The organism is Mesorhizobium sp. M0991, from assembly GCF_040318915.1.
Taxonomy (GTDB): domain Bacteria; phylum Pseudomonadota; class Alphaproteobacteria; order Rhizobiales; family Rhizobiaceae; genus Mesorhizobium.
Window position 1 is genome coordinate 7,501 of record NZ_JAMYNE010000006.1, and the last position, 16,369, is coordinate 23,869.

Consider the following 16,369-nt stretch of genomic DNA (forward strand, 5'->3'; position numbering starts at 1 on the left):
TATGACGGCATCTACCGCACCGCCTATTCCTACGGCATGTCCAAGGCGATGACGCAACGGCTGATCAAGTTGCTGGCATCCAGTGTCGACTTTCAGTCGCGCCTCAATCCCACGGACCGTATCGAGGTGCTGTTCTCGCAGCCCGATGGCGACGACCAGGCGTCCGACGAATCCGAGCTGCTTTACGTCTCCGCGACTTTCGGCGGCACGACGCGAAATTTCTATCGTTTCCAGATGCAGGACGGCAGCACCGACTATTTCGACGAAAACGGCAGCAGCGCCGAGCAGTTTCTGCTGCGCAATCCCTTGCCCAATGGCCGGTTTACGTCCGGGTTCGGTGCCAGGCGTCACCCCATTTTGGGGTATGTGAAAATGCACACCGGCACCGATTGGGCAGCTCCCGTGGGATCGCCGATCATTGCCGCGGGCAACGGCGTCGTCGAAAAGGCCGGCTGGGCCGGCGGCTATGGCAAACAGATCATCTTGCGTCACGCCAATGGCTACGAGACGTCCTACAATCACCAGAGCGCCTTTGCTAAAGGCATCGAGCCGGGTGTTCGCGTTCGCCAGGGTCAGGTTATCGGCTATCTCGGCTCAACCGGCCTCTCCACCGGTCCGCACCTTCATTACGAACTGATCGTCAACGGCACCAAGGTCGATTCGATGCGCGTCCGCCTGCCGGTCGGCAAGACGCTGAATGGCGACGACCTCGTCGCCTTCAAGCGCGAGCGCGAACGCATCGACGACCTGCTCAAGCAGGAAGACAGCAATCAGTTGAAGGTAGCGAGCGCCAAGATCGAAGGCTGAGCCGACGTTTTCGTCGTCAGCTCTGCTGATTCGCCGTGTCGCGTGCCCATGGCAGCCGCTCGCCGGAAACCGTCGTCCACGCGGTGATTGCCGAAAGCAGGCAAAGCAGCGCGGTCACCGCGGCAACGGCCGCGAATGCCGCGTCGCTGGCGGCAAGTCGTGCCGCATCGAGGCCGGGCGCCAGGCCGGCGGGCGGCGGTTCGCCGAAGCCCGGAATCCCGGAGCCGGCACCGGTGCCGAGCACGCCGGCATAAACCCAGGCCGCCAGCGATCCCATCGCCGCCACGGCGATCAGGCCGCCGATGCGCGAGACGGCGTTGTTGATGCCCGAGGCCGCACCCGTATCCTTGTCCTCGACCGCCGTCATGATGGCGGTCGACAGCGGCGATACCACCAGCGCCATGCCGAACCCCATCAGAGCCATCAGCGGGAATACCCCGATCCAGAAATTGTGGATGCCCCAATAGGCCAGCAAGGCAAGTCCGGCAAAGGCAAGAGCCACAACCAGACTGCCGCTGGCGATCGGAAAGCGAGGCCCGATGCGGTCGGACCACTGGCCGACCGGTCCGGACAACAATGCGATCAATGCCGACAGCGGCAGGAAGATGAAACCGACCTCGGCCGCGCTCAGCCCCCATCCGGCGATCATGAGCATCGGCAGATAGAACAGATTGGCCGACAGCGCGAAATAAAGGAAGAAGGTCGCCACATTGGCGCCCGCGAACGCGCCGATCCGAAACAGCGACAGGTCGATCATCGGCTCGCGCCGCCGGCGCTCGAAAAGGATGAACACGACGAGCAAAACCGCACCGGCGGCAATACTCGGGCCGGACATCAGCCCCTCCCCCTCGCCGCTCATCGAGGTCAGGCCGTAAGCGAGAGCTCCGAACGCCAATATGGCGAGTGCAGCGCCGCCGAGATCGAGGCTGCGCTTTTCCGCCGGCGCGTCGGCAGGGACCTTGGCCAGCAGAAGATAGATCGAGATAAGGCCGAGCGGCAGGTTGATGGCGAAAATCGCCCGCCAGATGCCGTCGCCGAACGCCGACAGCACGAAGCCGCCCAGCACCGGGCCGAGCGCCGTCGTCAGTGCCGATGCCGCGGCCCAGATGCCGATCGCCCGCCCGCGTTCCTTTTTTGGATAGGCTTTGGCGATAATGGCCAGGCTGCCCGGCACCATGATGGCCGCTCCGACACCCTGGATAGCCCGAAACGCAATAAGCACCGCCGGGTTAGGCGCCAACGCGCAGGCGAGCGAGGCGGCGATGAACAGGACGATGCCGGCGACAAAGGAGTGGCGCAGGCCGAAGCGATCGCCGGCGGCGCCGCCGACGAGAATGAGGGCTGAAAGCGTCAATGCATAGGCATTGGAAATCCATTGTGCCTCGGCAAGGCTGGCGCCGAGGTCGAGGCGGATCGCCGGCGTCGCGATGGCCAGGACCGATCCGTCGATGAAGCCGAGCGCGGAAGCCAGGATCGCGGCGATCAGCACGAACCGCCGCTGCGCCTGCGGACAGAACGTATCGGCCGGAAGTGAGCCGGTCAGGGGAACGGCGCCGGTACCGACTTTGGTTGGCGTGTGCATGCCGCCTTACCTAGACCGCCCCCACGCCGGCGACAACCGGCCAGCAGGTTGTTCTCGTTGAAACCAGCCCGAACCTGGCCACACAGGCAGGGTCACGCCGATCCGGGTGCAAACGGCAGATGCCGTGCTAAGCTTCTCGCAGCGCTACAGACAAGGGGGAAATACCGCATGAAACGACCGCTCGAACCCTCGGCGGAAGGACGCGGGCGCGTCGTCGGCATCACCGACGGCGTGTTCGCCATCGCGCTCACCCTGATCGTTCTCGAGATCAGGGTGCCGTCGCATGAAACGGTACATTCCGAAAGCGAGTTGATCACCGCGATCACAGCACTGGCACCGCGCTTCCTGACCTATGCGCTCAGCTTCCTGACGCTGACCATCTTCTGGTTCGGCCAGCAGGCGCAGCCCGGGCTGATCGCAAAATCCGACAGACGGCTTGCCACGCTGAACCTCTGCTTCCTCGGCTTCATCGCCTTGCTGCCGTTCTCGACCGACCTTCTCGCCGACTTCCTTGAATTCAGGACCGCGGTGCTCGTCTACTGGCTCAATCTTTTGATGCTCGGCCTGACGCTGCTCGCCAGTTGGCGCTATGCGGACAAGAATGGATTTCTGGCCGAAGGTGTCGACGCGGAGACCACCCGAACGGTCTATCTGCGCATCGTCAAGGCACAGGTCCTGTGGGCGATCGGCGCCGCACTGTGCCTCGTCAGCCCGTTGCTCAGCGTCGGCTTTATCCTGGTGGTGCAGCTGATCTATGCGGCAGCGCTGCGCGCGCCACTGCTGCGCAAGGCCATCGGGAGAATGGAGCGACGCCTGTCCGCTTTAGGGTGTGTTGAGATTCAGGTCAGGCCGAGCCGAAAATGGTGGCTTCCGAGAACCGGAGCGGAGCGTACTTTTGGGTACGTGAGCACCGGAAGCGCAGGAAGCCGCCGTTTGCAGGCCGGCATCACCTGAATATCAGCATACCCTACTCGACGAACTCCACCGTCACGCCGGGCGTCACGATCTTGGCGAGCTCGCGCGCATCCCAATTCGTCAGTCGCACGCAGCCATGGCTTTCGGTCTTGCCGATCTTGGACGGATCCGGCGTACCGTGAATGCCGTAGGTCGGCTTGTCCAGCGCAATCCAGACCGAGCCGACCGGGCCGTTCGGCCCTGGCGGGATGGTCAGGATCCTGTCGTTTTCGCCCTGCTTGAAATTGATGTTCGGGTTGTAGGTGTAGTTCGGGTCCAATGCGACACGCGACACCGTATGCGTGCCGGACGGCGACGGTGTGTCCGACGAGCCGATAGTCGCCGGATAGGCTGCGACCAGCTTGCCCGCCGCATCATAGGCGCGGACCTGCTTGTTGGCCTTGTCGGCGATGATGCGCGCAACCGGCGTCGCCACCAGCCTGCCGAAATTGGCAACCTTGATGATGGTGCCCGGACGATTGAAATTGGCCTCCGGATTGAGCGATTTCAGATAGGTTTCATCCATATGGAAGCGCTCGGCCAGCGCTTCGGGTACCGACGTGTAGCCCATGCGATCGAGTTGGGCCTTTTGGCTGTAGTCCTCCGGTATCGAGGCGACATAGGGACCGGCCGCATCCTCGGGCGTGATCGTATAGGAGGCGAAGGCATCGCCGCCGGATTGCGCCAGGGCGGCCTGGATGCCGATCGCGTCGGTCGATTTCAGATTGCTGCCGGTGATCTCGTTATAGGCGGCGAGCGCCTTGTCGACATTCGAGCCGAAGCGTCCGTCGATGACACCGGGCGACGCACCGGCACGGTCGAGCAGCACCTGCAGCGCCGCCACGTCCTGGCGGGCGCCGAGCGAAAGCGACGGGTCGACCGCCGTCTTGCCGCCAGTGCTTGGCGGCGGGGCTGTGTCTGGCGGCAAGGCCGCCTGCTCGTTCGGCACTGTCGGCTCGACCGGCTCGATCGAGGCCTCGTTGAGCGGCTGGCGCTCGATGGTGCGTGGCCTCACCGGCAGCGCTGCCTCCGGATAATCGTTGCCGTAGCCGTCATCCCGTGGCGCTTCGGGGAAGGCTTCCACCGAATCGTCGCCATTAAAGTCGTAGTCGTCGGCCGGCGGCACGATGATCCTGCCCTCGTCTTCCAACTGCCTGCGGCGGTAGCGCGCCATGTCCTGCGGGTCGTCGAGATAATAGCGGTCGTCCTCGACCGGTCCGAGATTGCGCAAGCGCTCGCGGCGCAAGGCACGGCGGTCGAGCCTGGTCTGCGGCGGCTGGATAGCGATAACCTTGCCGGTCTCCGCATCGACGATTACGCGGTTTCCCCTGGCGTCGTAATAGATGTCGAGATTGCCGTTCTGGGCAATCAGAATGCCGCCCGGATCGGCAGCGCGAACAACCCCTGGCGCGGTGTCCGCCAGGGGTGAGGCCATCGCATTAGACGCCAGCAGCCCGGCAGCAAGCGCTGAAAGGGTGAAGATGGTGCGCAACATGGTGGCCAAGATTCTCCGGTCCGTAAATGCCGCCGTCGGCGTTGTCCTCGTAGGGCGCCGTGCGTCCTTTCGGACGCGCAAAGGTCGCTCCAACGCCTAAATCTCCGCATCGTGCTTTCCGAACATCGAATTCGATCTTCGGGCCGATGCGGCAGGCGAACCCCTTCGACGGCAAATCAGTTGTCAACCATAAGGTTCCAATATGAACCGGGCATGAAGATGGCGGATTTCTGGCCGATCATCCGACAGTGAGCCGCAATTCCTTGCGTGCCTGCTTCGTCAGCTTCAGCGCGACAAGACGGTGGCTTTCGCGCAAATAATCCTTCAGCGCCTCATCATCCATGCTTTCGCTTGTCCGGCGCTGGATCCATTTCATGCCGCGCGAGGCGAGATACGGCGCCGGCCGAAGGCCCGGCTGTTCCCTCAGCACATCATAGGCGATATCGGAGCATTTGAAGGTGACGAACGGCTCCTTGCCTTCACTCCAGCCGCCGATTGCAAACACCTTGCTGCCGACTTTCCAGACATGGGCGCCGCCCCACTGCACGACGTGGGTCGTCGAAGGCAGCGAGGCGCAGAAACTGTTGTAGTCGTCCAACGTCATCTGCGCCCCGCCAGTGGTGTTAGACCATGAACCGAAGGTCGGCCGATTTTTCGGAAAAGATCATGGTCAAAATTGAAGATAGGAGTTCCATCCCGATTCGATCGGGATGGAACAGGCACTTGGCTTGAAGTCAGGCGGCCGCCTCGGTTGCCACGACTGCCGGCTTCGAGCGGAAGTTCAAGCGGTCGGAGCCGGCGGTGACCTTGACGGTCGAGCCGTCGAGGATCTCGCCGAGCAGGATCTTTTCCGCCAGCGGATCCTGCAATTCCTTCTGCATCACACGCTTCAGCGGCCGCGCGCCATAGGCCGGGTCGTAACCCTTGGCCGCCAGCCAGTTGATCGCCTCCTGATCGAGCGAAAGCGATATCTTGCGGTCGACAAGCAGGTTTTCCAGCCGCTTGAGCTGGATTTGGACGATCTGGCCCATATCCTCGCGGCGCAGCCGGTGGAACAGAATCACCTCGTCGATGCGGTTGAGGAATTCCGGCCGGAACGAAGCCCTGACGACATTCATCACCTCGTCGCGCACGACGTCGACATCCTGGTCCTCGCCAAGATTGACCAGATATTCGGCGCCGAGATTGGAGGTCATGATGATCAGCGTATTGCGGAAGTCGACGGTGCGGCCCTGCCCGTCGGTCAGCCGGCCGTCGTCGAGCACCTGCAGCAGCACGTTGAAAACGTCCGGATGCGCCTTTTCGATCTCGTCGAACAGCACGACCTGATAGGGCCGGCGCCGTACCGCTTCGGTCAGCGCGCCGCCTTCCTCATAGCCGACATAGCCGGGAGGCGCGCCGATCAGCCGGGCGACCGAGTGCTTCTCCATGAACTCCGACATGTCGATACGCACCATGGCGCTCTCGTCGTCGAACAGGAAGCTGGCCAGCGCCTTGGTCAATTCGGTCTTGCCGACGCCCGTCGGCCCGAGGAACATGAACGAGCCGAGCGGCCGGTTCGGGTCCTGCAGGCCGGCGCGCGCACGGCGAACCGCTTTAGACACCGCCTGTACCGCCTCACCTTGGCCGACGACGCGCTTGCCGACCTCGTCTTCCATGCGCAACAGCTTGTCGCGCTCGCCTTCCAGCATCTTGTCGACCGGGATCCCTGTCCAGCGCGAGACGATATGGGCGACGTGGTCGGGGCCGACCACTTCCTCGACCATGCCGGCCTTGCCATCCCTGGCTTCGGCCTGCTTCAGCTGCTTTTCGAGTTCCGGGATTTTGCCATAGGCAAGTTCGCCGGCGCGCTGGAATTCACCCTTGCGCTGGGCAATGGCAAGTTCGTTGCGCGCCTCGTCGAGCTGCTTCTTGAGGTCGGCGGCAAGCCCGAGCTTCTGCTTCTCGGCCTGCCATTTCGAGGTCAGCTCGGTCGATTCTTCCTCGAGGTTCGAGAGTTCCTTCTCGAGCCGGGCGAGCCGGTCCTTCGAGGCATCGTCCTTCTCGACCTTCAGCGCCTCGCGCTCGATCTTGAGCTGCATGATGCGGCGGTCGATCTCGTCCAGCGCCTCGGGCTTCGAATCGACCTGCATGCGGAGCCGCGACGCGGCCTCGTCGACCAGGTCGATCGCCTTGTCCGGCAGGAAGCGGTCAGCGATGTAGCGGTTGGACAGGGTTGCGGCCGCGACCAGCGCCGAATCCGAGATGCGCACCTTGTGGTGCTGCTCGTATTTCTCTTTCAGGCCGCGCAGGATCGAGACGGTGTCTTCGACCGTCGGCTCATTGACGAAGACCGGCTGGAAGCGGCGGGCAAGGGCCGCATCCTTCTCGACATGCTTGCGGTATTCATCGAGCGTGGTGGCGCCGACGCAGTGCAGTTCACCGCGGGCCAGTGCCGGCTTCAGCAGGTTCGACGCATCCATGGCGCCATCCGCCTTGCCGGCGCCGACCAGGGTGTGCATCTCGTCGATGAACAGGATGATGCCGCCGGCGGCAGACGTGACTTCGGAAAGCACCGCCTTCAGCCGCTCCTCGAACTCGCCGCGGTATTTGGCGCCGGCGATCAGCGAGCCCATGTCGAGCGCCATCAGCTGCTTGTCCTTGAGCGATTCCGGCACATCGCCATTGACGATGCGCAGCGCCAGCCCTTCGGCGATCGCCGTCTTGCCGACGCCGGGCTCGCCGATCAGCACCGGATTGTTCTTGGTGCGCCGCGACAGCACCTGGATGGTGCGGCGGATTTCGTCGTCGCGGCCAATGACGGGATCGAGCTTGCCCGCACGGGCGTCCGCCGTCAGATCGCGCGCGTATTTCTTCAGCGCGTCGTAGCCCTGCTCGGCGCTCGCCGAATCGGCGGTGCGACCTTTACGCACGTCGTTGATGACCTGGTTCAACGCCTGCGGCGTGACACCGGCCTTGGCCAGGATGTCGGCGGTCTTGGCCGACTTTTCCATGGCCAGCGCCTGCAATAGCCGTTCGACGGTGACGAAGCTGTCACCGGCCTTCTTGGCCAGTTCCTCGGCGGTCGAAAACACCTTTGCCAGCGGCTGCGCCAGATAGAGCTGGCCATTACCGCCTTCGACCTTGGGCATTGCCTCCAGTGCCGTTTCGACGCCGAGCTTGACGTCACGGACATTGCCGCCGGCGCGCTCGATCAGCGACGCAGCCAGGCCCTCGTCGTCATCGACAAGGACCTTGAGGATATGCTCGGGGGTGAATTGCTGGTGATTGCGGGAAAGCGCCATGGTTTGCGCGGACTGGATAAAGCCGCGCACGCGCTCGGAATATTTTTCAAGATTCATGCCTGTCTCCTTCCGTCACCGGCCCGCTTCGCGGCACCGGATCAGATTGCGGTGACGGACCCGCCCGTTCGAGCCGGATCCTGTTCACGCAAGATATGGGACGCAAACCACGGACCCTCAAGACGCCTCGACACTGGCGGACGCATAATATCCCGAGCGCGCAAAACAAAAACGGCGGAGATTTCTCTCCGCCGTCTATGCATGTCGCGCAAAAGTGTGCAGCGGTTTTGCGATAACGACATGCATCAAAACAAGAACCTAAAGCGCGTCGCATGAGGCCGGTCGACGCGACGCGCTTTAGAAGGATGCGCTAAGATCGGCTGAACGTTTTTTCGATCAATTCTCGACGTCTGCGATCACAGCTTGACCGCCGGGGCCTTCAGCCGGCGCTGCATCGACATTGCCAGCGTCGGTGTTGCCAGTTTCGGCATTGCTTGTCTCGGCACTGTCAGGGCCGGCGTTGTCGTTGCCGCCATTTGCCTGTTCGACATCGAGGCGCGGGCGACGCGGACGCCTGGGGCGGCGGGCCGGGCTGTTTTCGGCAGCGGCTTCGTTGAGCTCGGCCTGGGCGGCGAGACCCGCCGGCGAAAGGTTGTCGAATTGCGGTGCGGGCTCACCCACAAAGACCGGCTCAGCGGCCGGCACGGGCTCCGCCTGCGCCGGAACCTCGTCGCGCCGTGGCTGTTCGACGCGCTGGCCACCCTGCTCGCCGCGCGAGGCATATTCGCCGCGCTGGCCGTTCTGGCCGTAACCGCCATTGGGGCGACGGTCGCGGTGGCGTCCGCTATTGTTGTCGCGGCCGTCACGGTTATCGCGGCCGCCGCGATTGTCGCGGCTGTTTTCCTGGTTCAGCGCCAGCTCGGCCGGCGTGCCATCGATGACCGGCTGCGGGCCGGCACCGTGATTGGCCGAAGCCGAAGCCTCGTTGGCATTGTTGTTGCCGGCATTGTCGAACTCGTCGCGATCCTCGTCGCCGTCATCGTCGAAATCGTCGCGATTCTGCTGCGCGTTCTGGATCGGCATCTGCGCCTGAGCGGCTGCGATGATGCGGTTATAGTGCTCTGCATGCTGGAGATAGTTTTCCGCCATCACCCGGTCGCCGGAGCTTTGCGCGTCACGGGCAAGGGTTGCGTACTTCTCGGCAATCTGCTGAGCCGATCCGCGGATCTTCACGTCCGGGCCGTTGCTCTCATAGTTGCGCGTCAGGGGATTCGGCCCCTTACGGTTGTTGTTGTTATTGTTGTTGCCGCCGCCGCCATTGTTGTTGCGACCGCGCATGCGCCTGTTTTGCTGTTGTGGCCTCATTAGACTCTCTTCACTTTGAAATTTTCGAAAAACTCTTCACGAACGGAGGCGCTCATGCGGCCAGCCGTTTCGTTCCTTCACCGGCGTTCGCCCGCATCAATTGCGTTGGCGCCACGTGCCATCCTGTTCCGGTTACTTCACTTGCCGGACGATTCCCGCACGAAGCTTGGGCGTCGTTTGCGCAAGAAGGCAGCTATTTCCAAGGAAAACCGAATCGCTAAGAGCACTGCCTGCTTCGTCTCATCCGGTTAAGGCGACCCTAGCCGCATTCCCCGGTATTGCCAAGCGCTTTTTTCGCACTGCATCACGGCTTCCACCGTTCGAACGCAAGAACTCTGTCGTTTCCGCCGAGATCACGAAACGCCCCGACCGAACGGAACCCGGCCGCGGAGAATATCTCCGTAACCTGTTGGTGCTGCGTATGGCCGATCTCGACCGCAATCCTGCCTTGGAGTTCCAAATACGCTGCCGCTCCTGCGGCGATCTTCCTGTAGGGGCTCAGACCGTCCACGCCGCCATCGAGGGCCTGGCGTGGATCGAAACCGCGGACCTCGTCCTGCAGATTTCCAATGTCGTCTGAGGGTATATAGGGAGGGTTTGCGACAATTACATGGTACCGGCCAGAAACTTTTTCAAACCAGTCGGATTTGAGCGGCGTGAACCGGCCGGCGAGCCCCAATTCCCCGGCATTACGCATGGCTGTGGCCAGCGCCTCCTGCGAAATGTCGACGCCGGTGGCGGTCGCGGCCGGAACGGCGCTGAGCAGCGCCAGCGCGATGGCACCGGTTCCGGTCCCTAGATCGAGGATGCGGCAGCCGCCCTCGCGTGCCGCCATTGCCTTGACGAAGGGCAGTATAGCCTCGACCAGCGTTTCGGTATCCGGCCGCGGCTCCAGCGTTTGCGGCGAAAGCGAAAGGCGCAAGCCGTAGAATTCGCGGTAGCCAAGGATCCGGTGTACCGGCTCGCCGGCGATGCGCCGCCGCAAGGCGGCTTCGATTGCCGCGGTCACGTCCGCATCGACCGCGCGCCCGGGATCGGCGATGGCCTGCGTGCGACTGGTGCCGGAAAAATGCTCGACGATCAGCCTCGCATCGAGCGCCGGATCCGCAACCCCGGCTGCGGCAAGCCGGTTTCGCGCCTCCCGCAGCAGCGGCGCAAGCGTGGCGGGCAGGCTGTCAGCCATCGATGCCGATATCGGCGAGCAGCTTCGACTGGTGATCGGCGATCAGCGCGTCGATGATCTCGTCGAGCTCGCCCATCATCACCCGGTCGAGCTTGTAGAGCGTCAGGTTGATGCGATGGTCGGTGACGCGCCCCTGCGGAAAATTATAGGTACGGATGCGCTCCGAGCGGTCGCCCGAGCCGACCTGCGACTTGCGCGATTCGGAGCGTTCCTCGTCCGCCTTGCTGCGCTCGAGATCATAGAGCCTGGCGCGCAGGATCTGCATGGCCTTCGCCCGGTTCTGGTGCTGCGACTTTTCCGCCTGCACCACCATGATGCCGGTCGGCAGATGTGTGATGCGCACGGCCGAATCGGTGGTGTTGACGTGCTGGCCGCCGGAACCCGAGGCGCGCATCGTGTCGATGCGAATGTCTTCTGCCCTGATCTCGATATCGACCTCTTCGGCTTCCGGTAGCACCGCGACCGTCGCCGCCGAGGTATGAATGCGTCCGCCCGCCTCGGTCGTCGGCACGCGCTGCACCCGGTGCACGCCGGATTCGAATTTCAAATGGGCAAAGACGCCCTTGCCCGAAACGGTGGCGATGATTTCCTTGTAGCCGCCGACCTCACCCTCGCTGGCCGACACCGTCTCGAAACGCCAGCCATGCGCCGCGGCATAGCGCTCGTACATGCGAAACAGGTCGCCGGCGAAAAGCGCCGCCTCGTCACCGCCGGTGCCGGCGCGGATTTCGAGGATGGCGTTCTTGTCGTCGGCGGCATCCCTTGGCAACAGCAGGATTTGGATGTCCTTCTGCAGCGCCTCGATGCGATCTTTGACCTCCGGCAGGTCGGCCTCGGCCAAGGCGCGCATCTCGGCGTCGGTGCCCTTGTCGGCGAGCATCGCCTCCAGATCGGCCTGTTCGCGCTCCGCGGCACGCAGTGCCCTGATCTTTGCCGCCATCTCCTGGATGTCGGCATATTCGGAGGCCATCCTGACATAGGCGTCCGGCGCCGGCCCGGCCGACATCTGCGCTTCGAGCATGTCGAGACGCTTGACGACTTGATCCATACGGTCGCGGGGCAGGTTGATCATGGCGAAGTCTATAGCGGTATAGAGCGGTCGTCGGCAAAGGCTTGCAGCAGCGCCCGCATCGGCAGGCCATGCGCCGGCGCCATCAGATTGTCGTCGAAGAACGCTTCCAGCTCGCTGAGCGGCAGTTCCGTCAGCATCGCCTTGACCGGGCCGATCGATGCCGGCGACATCGAGATCGAGTGGTAGCCAAGGCCGATCAGCGCCATCGCCGAAATCGGCTTGCCGGCAAGTTCGCCGCACAGAGTCACCGGCGTATGGTTGCGCGCCCCGGCGTCGGCAATCTGCTTCAGGACGCGCAGGAACGGCGTCGAGAGCGGGTCGAAGCGGTCGGACAATTGGGTGTTGCCGCGATCCACCGCCATGACGAACTGGAACAGGTCGTTCGAGCCGACCGAGACGAAATCGACCGCCTTCATCAGCTCGTCGAGCTGGAACAGCAGCGACGGTACCTCCAGCATCGCCCCGAGCTTCAGGCTGGTCGGCAAATGATGGGCAAAGCGCGACAGATGCCGCACCTCGCGATCGATGATCTCGCGCGCCTGCGCGATCTCGCCGAGTTCCGTCACCATTGGCAGCATCAGCTTCAGTTCGCGTCCACCGCACGCCTTGAGCAGCGCGCGGATCTGGGTGCGCAGCAATCCGGGCCGGTCGAGCGTCAGGCGGATGGCGCGCCAGCCGAGCGCCGGGTTCTCTTCCTGAATCGAGCCCTTGAAATAGGGCAGCACCTTGTCGCCGCCGATATCGATGGTGCGGAACGTCACCGGCTTGCCGCGCGCCGCCTCGAGCACGTCGCGATAGAGCCGCTCCTGGGCTTCGGCGCGCGGAAAGGTCGAAGCGACCATGAATTGCAGCTCGGTGCGGAACAGGCCGATGCCGGCCGCGCCCGCTTCGGCCAGTTGCGGCAGATCGACCGCCAGCCCGGCATTCATCAGAAGATCGACCTGGACACCGTCCTTGGTCACCGACGGCTTCTTGCGCAGCTCGCGGTAGACCTCCTGCCGCCGCGCCCTGAAGCGCACTTTCTCGGCATAGGCCGCCTCGAGGTCGGGCTGCGGGCGCAGATGGATCGCGCCTTCCTCGCCGTCGACGATGATGGCATCGCCGTTTTCCGCCATGGAAACGGCGCCCTTCATCTGGCCGGCGACCGGTATGCCCATGGCCCGCGCCACGATGACGACATGGCTTGTCGCGGCGCCGTCCTCCAGCACCAGCCCGCGCAGCTTGTCCCTGGGATAATCGAGCAGCTCGGCAGCACCCATGGAGCGGGCGACGATGATGGCGTCCTTGGGCAGCGAGGCCGCGACGTCCTCCGGCCCGCGCCCCATCAGCTGCCGCAGCAGCCGATTGGCGAGATCGTCGAAATCGCTCATCCGTTCGCGCAGGTATGGATCGGTCATGTGCAGCATGCGGGCACGCATGTCGCTCTGCACCTTTTCGACCGCCGCTTCGGCCGTCAGGCCGTTGCGGATCGCCTCCTCGAGCCGGCGTACCCAGCCACGGTCGTTGGCGAACATGCGATAGGCTTCGAGCACCTGGCGATGCTCGCCCTCGAAGGCGACGTCGCGGCGCTCCAGCATGTCGTCGATGGACAGCCTGAGCGAGCCGAGGGACGCGTCGAGCCGCCTGACCTCTTCCTCGCTGTCCTCGTTGAAAAGATTGGTGACGACGATGCGCGGCTCGTGCAGCACCACATGGCCGAGACCGACGCCTTCGTTGAAGGACAGGCCGGTAAAGCTTACCGGGCGGCGCAGATCGAGCTCGAGGCCGGGCCTTGTCAGCCGCTCCAGATCGCCGGTGGCGATCATCTCGGCGATCACCATCGCCGTTGTTTCCAGCGCCTCGACCTCGTCGTCGCGATAATGGCGCATGGTCTTGTTCTGCACGACCAGAACGCCGAGCGTCCGCCCTGCCCGCAGCACCGGCACGCCGAGGAAGGAATTGTATATTTCTTCCCCAGTCTCCGGCAGGTAGGCGAAGGCAGGATGCTCCTGCGCATTGGAGAGGTTGAGCGGCCGTGCCGAGGCCGCAATCGTGCCGACCAGGCCTTGGCCCAGCCTGAGCTGCGCCAGGTGGACGGCGTTCGGGTTCAGGCCTTCGGTGGCGTAGAGTTCGAGCACCGAATCGGCGCGCAGCACATAGAGCGAGCAGACCTCGGCAACCATGTTGGAGGCGATGTCGCGCACGATTCGGTCAAGCCGCTCCTGCGGCTCCAGCGGCTCTTGCATGAGCTCGCGGAGCCGTTTCAGCAAAACGCGCGGGCCACTGGCCGAATCACGCATCGCGGCTTCTTCTCCAATAGCGTTTCAACCGGTGCAGGTTGCCCTGCACAGCGGCACAAACGCAACAACTCAATTAGAGCGCCATCGTCCAATTGGACGCATAAAGGCCGCTCCAAGACTTTCGATCCGCTGCATCCTGCCTTCCGAAAATCGACTCCCGATTTCGGGCCGATGCAGTCTGCTACTGCTTATCCAGACCGTACACGGAATGCAAAGTGCGAACTGCAAGTTCCGTATAGGGACCGTCGATCAGGATCGAAATCTTGATTTCGGACGTTGTGATGGCGCGGATGTTGATCGCGCGGTCGGCCAGCGCCTTGAAGGCGGTGGCGGCGACGCCGGCATGGCTGCGCATGCCGATGCCGATGACCGAGACCTTCGACATGCCGGCTTCCGACTGCACCACATCGTAGCCGATCGTCGCCTTCAGCCGCTCGAGCACGGCAAGCGCCTTGTCGACGTCGCCGGATGGCACGGTGAAGGTCATGTCAGTGAACTTGCCGTCCTCGGAAATGTTCTGGACGATCATGTCGACATTGATGTTGGCCTCGGCCAGCGGCCCGAAAATGCCGGCGGCGACGCCCGGCCGGTCGCCGACGCGGCGCAGCGAAATCTGCGCTTCGTCCTTGGCATAGGCAATTCCGGTGACGACCTGCTGTTCCACGATCTCTTCCTCGTCGCAAATAAGCGTTCCCGGCGGATTGAGCAAATCCCCCATTCCGGGTGCATCGGGATCGTCGAAGGACGACCGCACAAAGGTACGCACCCTGTGCACCATGGCAAGCTCGACCGAGCGCACCTGCAGGACCTTGGCCCCGAGCGAGGCCATTTCTAGCATTTCCTCGAAGGAAATCTTGGCCAGCCGCCGCGCCTTCGGCTCGATGCGCGGATCCGTCGTGTAGACCCCGTCGACGTCGGTGTAGATGTCGCAGCGGTCGGCCTTGACCGCCGCCGCGATGGCGACTGCGCTGGTATCGGAACCGCCGCGGCCGAGCGTTGCGATCCGATTGTCCGGCCCGATGCCCTGGAAACCGGCGACCACCGCCACCTGGCCTTCGCCGAAGCGCTTGATCAGGAACGCACCGTCGATATCGAGAATGCGCGCCGCGCCATGCGCGTTGTCGGTCTTGATCGGGATCTGCCAACCTTGCCAGGAGCGGGCATGCACGCCGATATTCTGCAGCGCGATCGCCAGCAAGCCGGCGGTGACCTGCTCGCCGGACGCGACGACGGCGTCATATTCGCGCGCATCGTGCATCGGCGAGGCCTCGCGCGTCCATTGCACGAGCTCGTTGGTCTTGCCAGCCATCGCCGAGACCACGACGGCGACCTCATGGCCGGCGTCGACCTCGCGTTTGACGTGACGCGCCACATTGCGGATGCGGGCGATGTCGGCGACGGAGGTCCCGCCGAATTTCATCACAATGCGCGCCATGGAAGCGAAATGCCTTTGACTGGATGCCGGACCGAAGGCCGAAAAGAAATGCGCCAAGCTGTGGCCGGGCGCTCAATACGCGGCCTCCTTAGCCAAATGACAGTCGTTTCGCAAGGCGTGCCGCCGCTGCCGGCCGGGCGACACACCAGCGCAGCATCACGCCTGCACTGCTTCTTGCCAAAATGGTGCGCGCTTCAGCCCAGCTGTGCCGTGGCTCTCCACAGGCGCGGATAGTCGAGGATGAAACCGAGCGGCGAGACCTCCAGCATCTCGCTGTAGCCGAACATCGGGGCGGCATAGGCGTAATGTGCCGCATCGACGCGCTGATAGGTCTGTTCGAGGCGAACGAGCCTGAGTTCGGGAAATGTCAGATAGGCTGCCGGTGCGGGCGTCGCCGTGCCGACATTGAGGACAAAACGGCGAAGCGCCAGCAGGTTCGTGGCGGGCGTGAAGCCGAGATCGACATCGATGAGACCGTCGACTTCCGCTTGATGCTCGCCGTTCAGCGTCCATTGGCGATCGGTAAGCCGGTCGATGCCATAATGCAGCTCTTGCGTGCCGAGAAAACCGTCGGCGCGCGCCGAGCGCGTATGCCAGCCGGTATCGCAGTCCACCTCGTAGGCGATGCTGCACGGCTTGCCGTCATGGACGAAAAGCGCGTGTCCCCTGAGGTTCCACCCGGAACCCGCTTCCGACAGCAGGCAAGCGTCGTGGCCTTCCTGGTCAAGCCGGTGCCAAAGAATGGAAGCTTCCGTCCGCATCGTTTTGCACTCCTTCGAACACGATGTCTCTGCTTCGTCCGCCAGAGCCTAGGTGTTTCCTTCCGGCACACCATCAACTGACACGTGCTGACACAAATGCAGTCGGCAAAAGGCGGCGCCGACAGGCATCGCGCGCATCGCGCCGCCGGCGGTGA

At 63.6% G+C, this 16,369-nt stretch carries 12 protein-coding genes (1 of these 12 cut by a window edge); 2 read left to right on the top strand and 10 right to left on the bottom strand.

Annotation, left to right across the window (positions count from 1 at the left end; genetic code table 11):
• On the top strand, positions 1–807 hold the 3' end of the coding sequence (locus tag NKH70_RS11045; RefSeq protein WP_352714082.1) for a M23 family metallopeptidase. It extends 1,152 nt beyond the left edge of the window; 807 of the gene's 1,959 nt are visible here — the last part of the coding sequence; its start codon lies off the left edge, out of view; its stop codon occupies positions 805–807.
• 16 nt (positions 808–823) lie between these two features.
• On the opposite strand, the gene NKH70_RS11050 is transcribed toward NKH70_RS11045, so the two are convergent.
• Entirely contained in the window at positions 824–2,389 is a 1,566-nt protein-coding gene (locus tag NKH70_RS11050) for an MFS transporter (protein WP_352714084.1), read from the bottom strand.
• A 168-nt stretch (positions 2,390–2,557) separates the two neighbouring features.
• Here NKH70_RS11050 and NKH70_RS11055 point away from each other — a divergent pair, with 168 nt between their 5' ends.
• The gene (locus NKH70_RS11055) at positions 2,558–3,343 is read left to right on the top strand and encodes a TMEM175 family protein (RefSeq protein ID WP_352714086.1); all 786 of its coding nucleotides are present in this window, start codon (positions 2,558–2,560) and stop codon (positions 3,341–3,343) included.
• A gap of 13 nt (positions 3,344–3,356) precedes the next feature.
• Here NKH70_RS11055 and NKH70_RS11060 read toward each other — a convergent pair whose 3' ends face one another.
• From NKH70_RS11060 to NKH70_RS11100, 9 genes are all read right to left on the bottom strand, one after another.
• Positions 3,357–4,838 (bottom strand): L,D-transpeptidase family protein, encoded by a 1,482-nt coding sequence (locus NKH70_RS11060; protein WP_352714088.1) that lies wholly within the window; start codon positions 4,836–4,838, stop codon positions 3,357–3,359.
• Between the two features lie 238 nt (positions 4,839–5,076).
• Positions 5,077–5,442, bottom strand: a complete 366-nt coding sequence (locus NKH70_RS11065; RefSeq protein WP_352714090.1) for an MmcQ/YjbR family DNA-binding protein — start codon at positions 5,440–5,442, stop codon at positions 5,077–5,079.
• 130 nt (positions 5,443–5,572) lie between these two features.
• Positions 5,573–8,179, bottom strand: coding sequence for an ATP-dependent chaperone ClpB (gene clpB, locus NKH70_RS11070; RefSeq protein ID WP_353025256.1), 2,607 nt, complete (start codon positions 8,177–8,179; stop codon positions 5,573–5,575).
• Between the two features lie 336 nt (positions 8,180–8,515).
• Positions 8,516–9,457: a DUF4167 domain-containing protein gene (locus NKH70_RS11075; protein ID WP_502908346.1), complete on the bottom strand. Its 942-nt coding sequence runs from the start codon at positions 9,455–9,457 to the stop codon at positions 8,516–8,518.
• A 331-nt stretch (positions 9,458–9,788) separates the two neighbouring features.
• Positions 9,789–10,667 (bottom strand): peptide chain release factor N(5)-glutamine methyltransferase, encoded by an 879-nt coding sequence (prmC, locus tag NKH70_RS11080; protein ID WP_353025257.1) that lies wholly within the window; start codon positions 10,665–10,667, stop codon positions 9,789–9,791.
• Positions 10,660–11,739, bottom strand: a complete 1,080-nt coding sequence (gene prfA / locus NKH70_RS11085) for a peptide chain release factor 1 (RefSeq protein WP_352714097.1) — start codon at positions 11,737–11,739, stop codon at positions 10,660–10,662. Before prfA ends, prmC begins: the two co-directional genes overlap by 8 nt.
• 8 nt (positions 11,740–11,747) lie before the next feature.
• Positions 11,748–14,018: a phosphoenolpyruvate--protein phosphotransferase gene (gene ptsP / locus NKH70_RS11090; protein WP_352714098.1), complete on the bottom strand. Its 2,271-nt coding sequence runs from the start codon at positions 14,016–14,018 to the stop codon at positions 11,748–11,750.
• A 181-nt stretch (positions 14,019–14,199) separates the two neighbouring features.
• Positions 14,200–15,453: an aspartate kinase gene (locus NKH70_RS11095; protein WP_254816709.1), complete on the bottom strand. Its 1,254-nt coding sequence runs from the start codon at positions 15,451–15,453 to the stop codon at positions 14,200–14,202.
• A gap of 194 nt (positions 15,454–15,647) precedes the next feature.
• On the bottom strand, positions 15,648–16,214 hold the full coding sequence (locus NKH70_RS11100) for a putative glycolipid-binding domain-containing protein (RefSeq protein ID WP_352714099.1): 567 nt from the start codon (positions 16,212–16,214) through the stop codon (positions 15,648–15,650).
• Positions 16,215–16,369 lie beyond the last annotated feature (155 nt).

Excerpts from the sequence above, each read along its gene's own strand:
- NKH70_RS11055 (WP_352714086.1), top strand. The coding sequence starts at position 2,558 with ATGAAACGACCGCTCGAACCCTCGGCGGAAGGACGCGGGCGCGTCGTC.
- NKH70_RS11095 (WP_254816709.1), bottom strand. The coding sequence starts at position 15,453 with ATGGCGCGCATTGTGATGAAATTCGGCGGGACCTCCGTCGCCGACATC.
- clpB (WP_353025256.1), bottom strand. The coding sequence starts at position 8,179 with ATGAATCTTGAAAAATATTCCGAGCGCGTGCGCGGCTTTATCCAGTCC.
- NKH70_RS11075 (WP_502908346.1), bottom strand. The coding sequence starts at position 9,457 with ATGCGCGGTCGCAACAACAATGGCGGCGGCGGCAACAACAATAACAAC.
- NKH70_RS11050 (WP_352714084.1), bottom strand. The coding sequence starts at position 2,389 with ATGCACACGCCAACCAAAGTCGGTACCGGCGCCGTTCCCCTGACCGGC.
- NKH70_RS11100 (WP_352714099.1), bottom strand. The coding sequence starts at position 16,214 with ATGCGGACGGAAGCTTCCATTCTTTGGCACCGGCTTGACCAGGAAGGC.
- NKH70_RS11065 (WP_352714090.1), bottom strand. The coding sequence starts at position 5,442 with ATGACGTTGGACGACTACAACAGTTTCTGCGCCTCGCTGCCTTCGACG.
- prmC (WP_353025257.1), bottom strand. The coding sequence starts at position 10,667 with ATGGCTGACAGCCTGCCCGCCACGCTTGCGCCGCTGCTGCGGGAGGCG.
- ptsP (WP_352714098.1), bottom strand. The coding sequence starts at position 14,018 with ATGCGTGATTCGGCCAGTGGCCCGCGCGTTTTGCTGAAACGGCTCCGC.
- NKH70_RS11060 (WP_352714088.1), bottom strand. The coding sequence starts at position 4,838 with ATGTTGCGCACCATCTTCACCCTTTCAGCGCTTGCTGCCGGGCTGCTG.
- prfA (WP_352714097.1), bottom strand. The coding sequence starts at position 11,739 with ATGATCAACCTGCCCCGCGACCGTATGGATCAAGTCGTCAAGCGTCTC.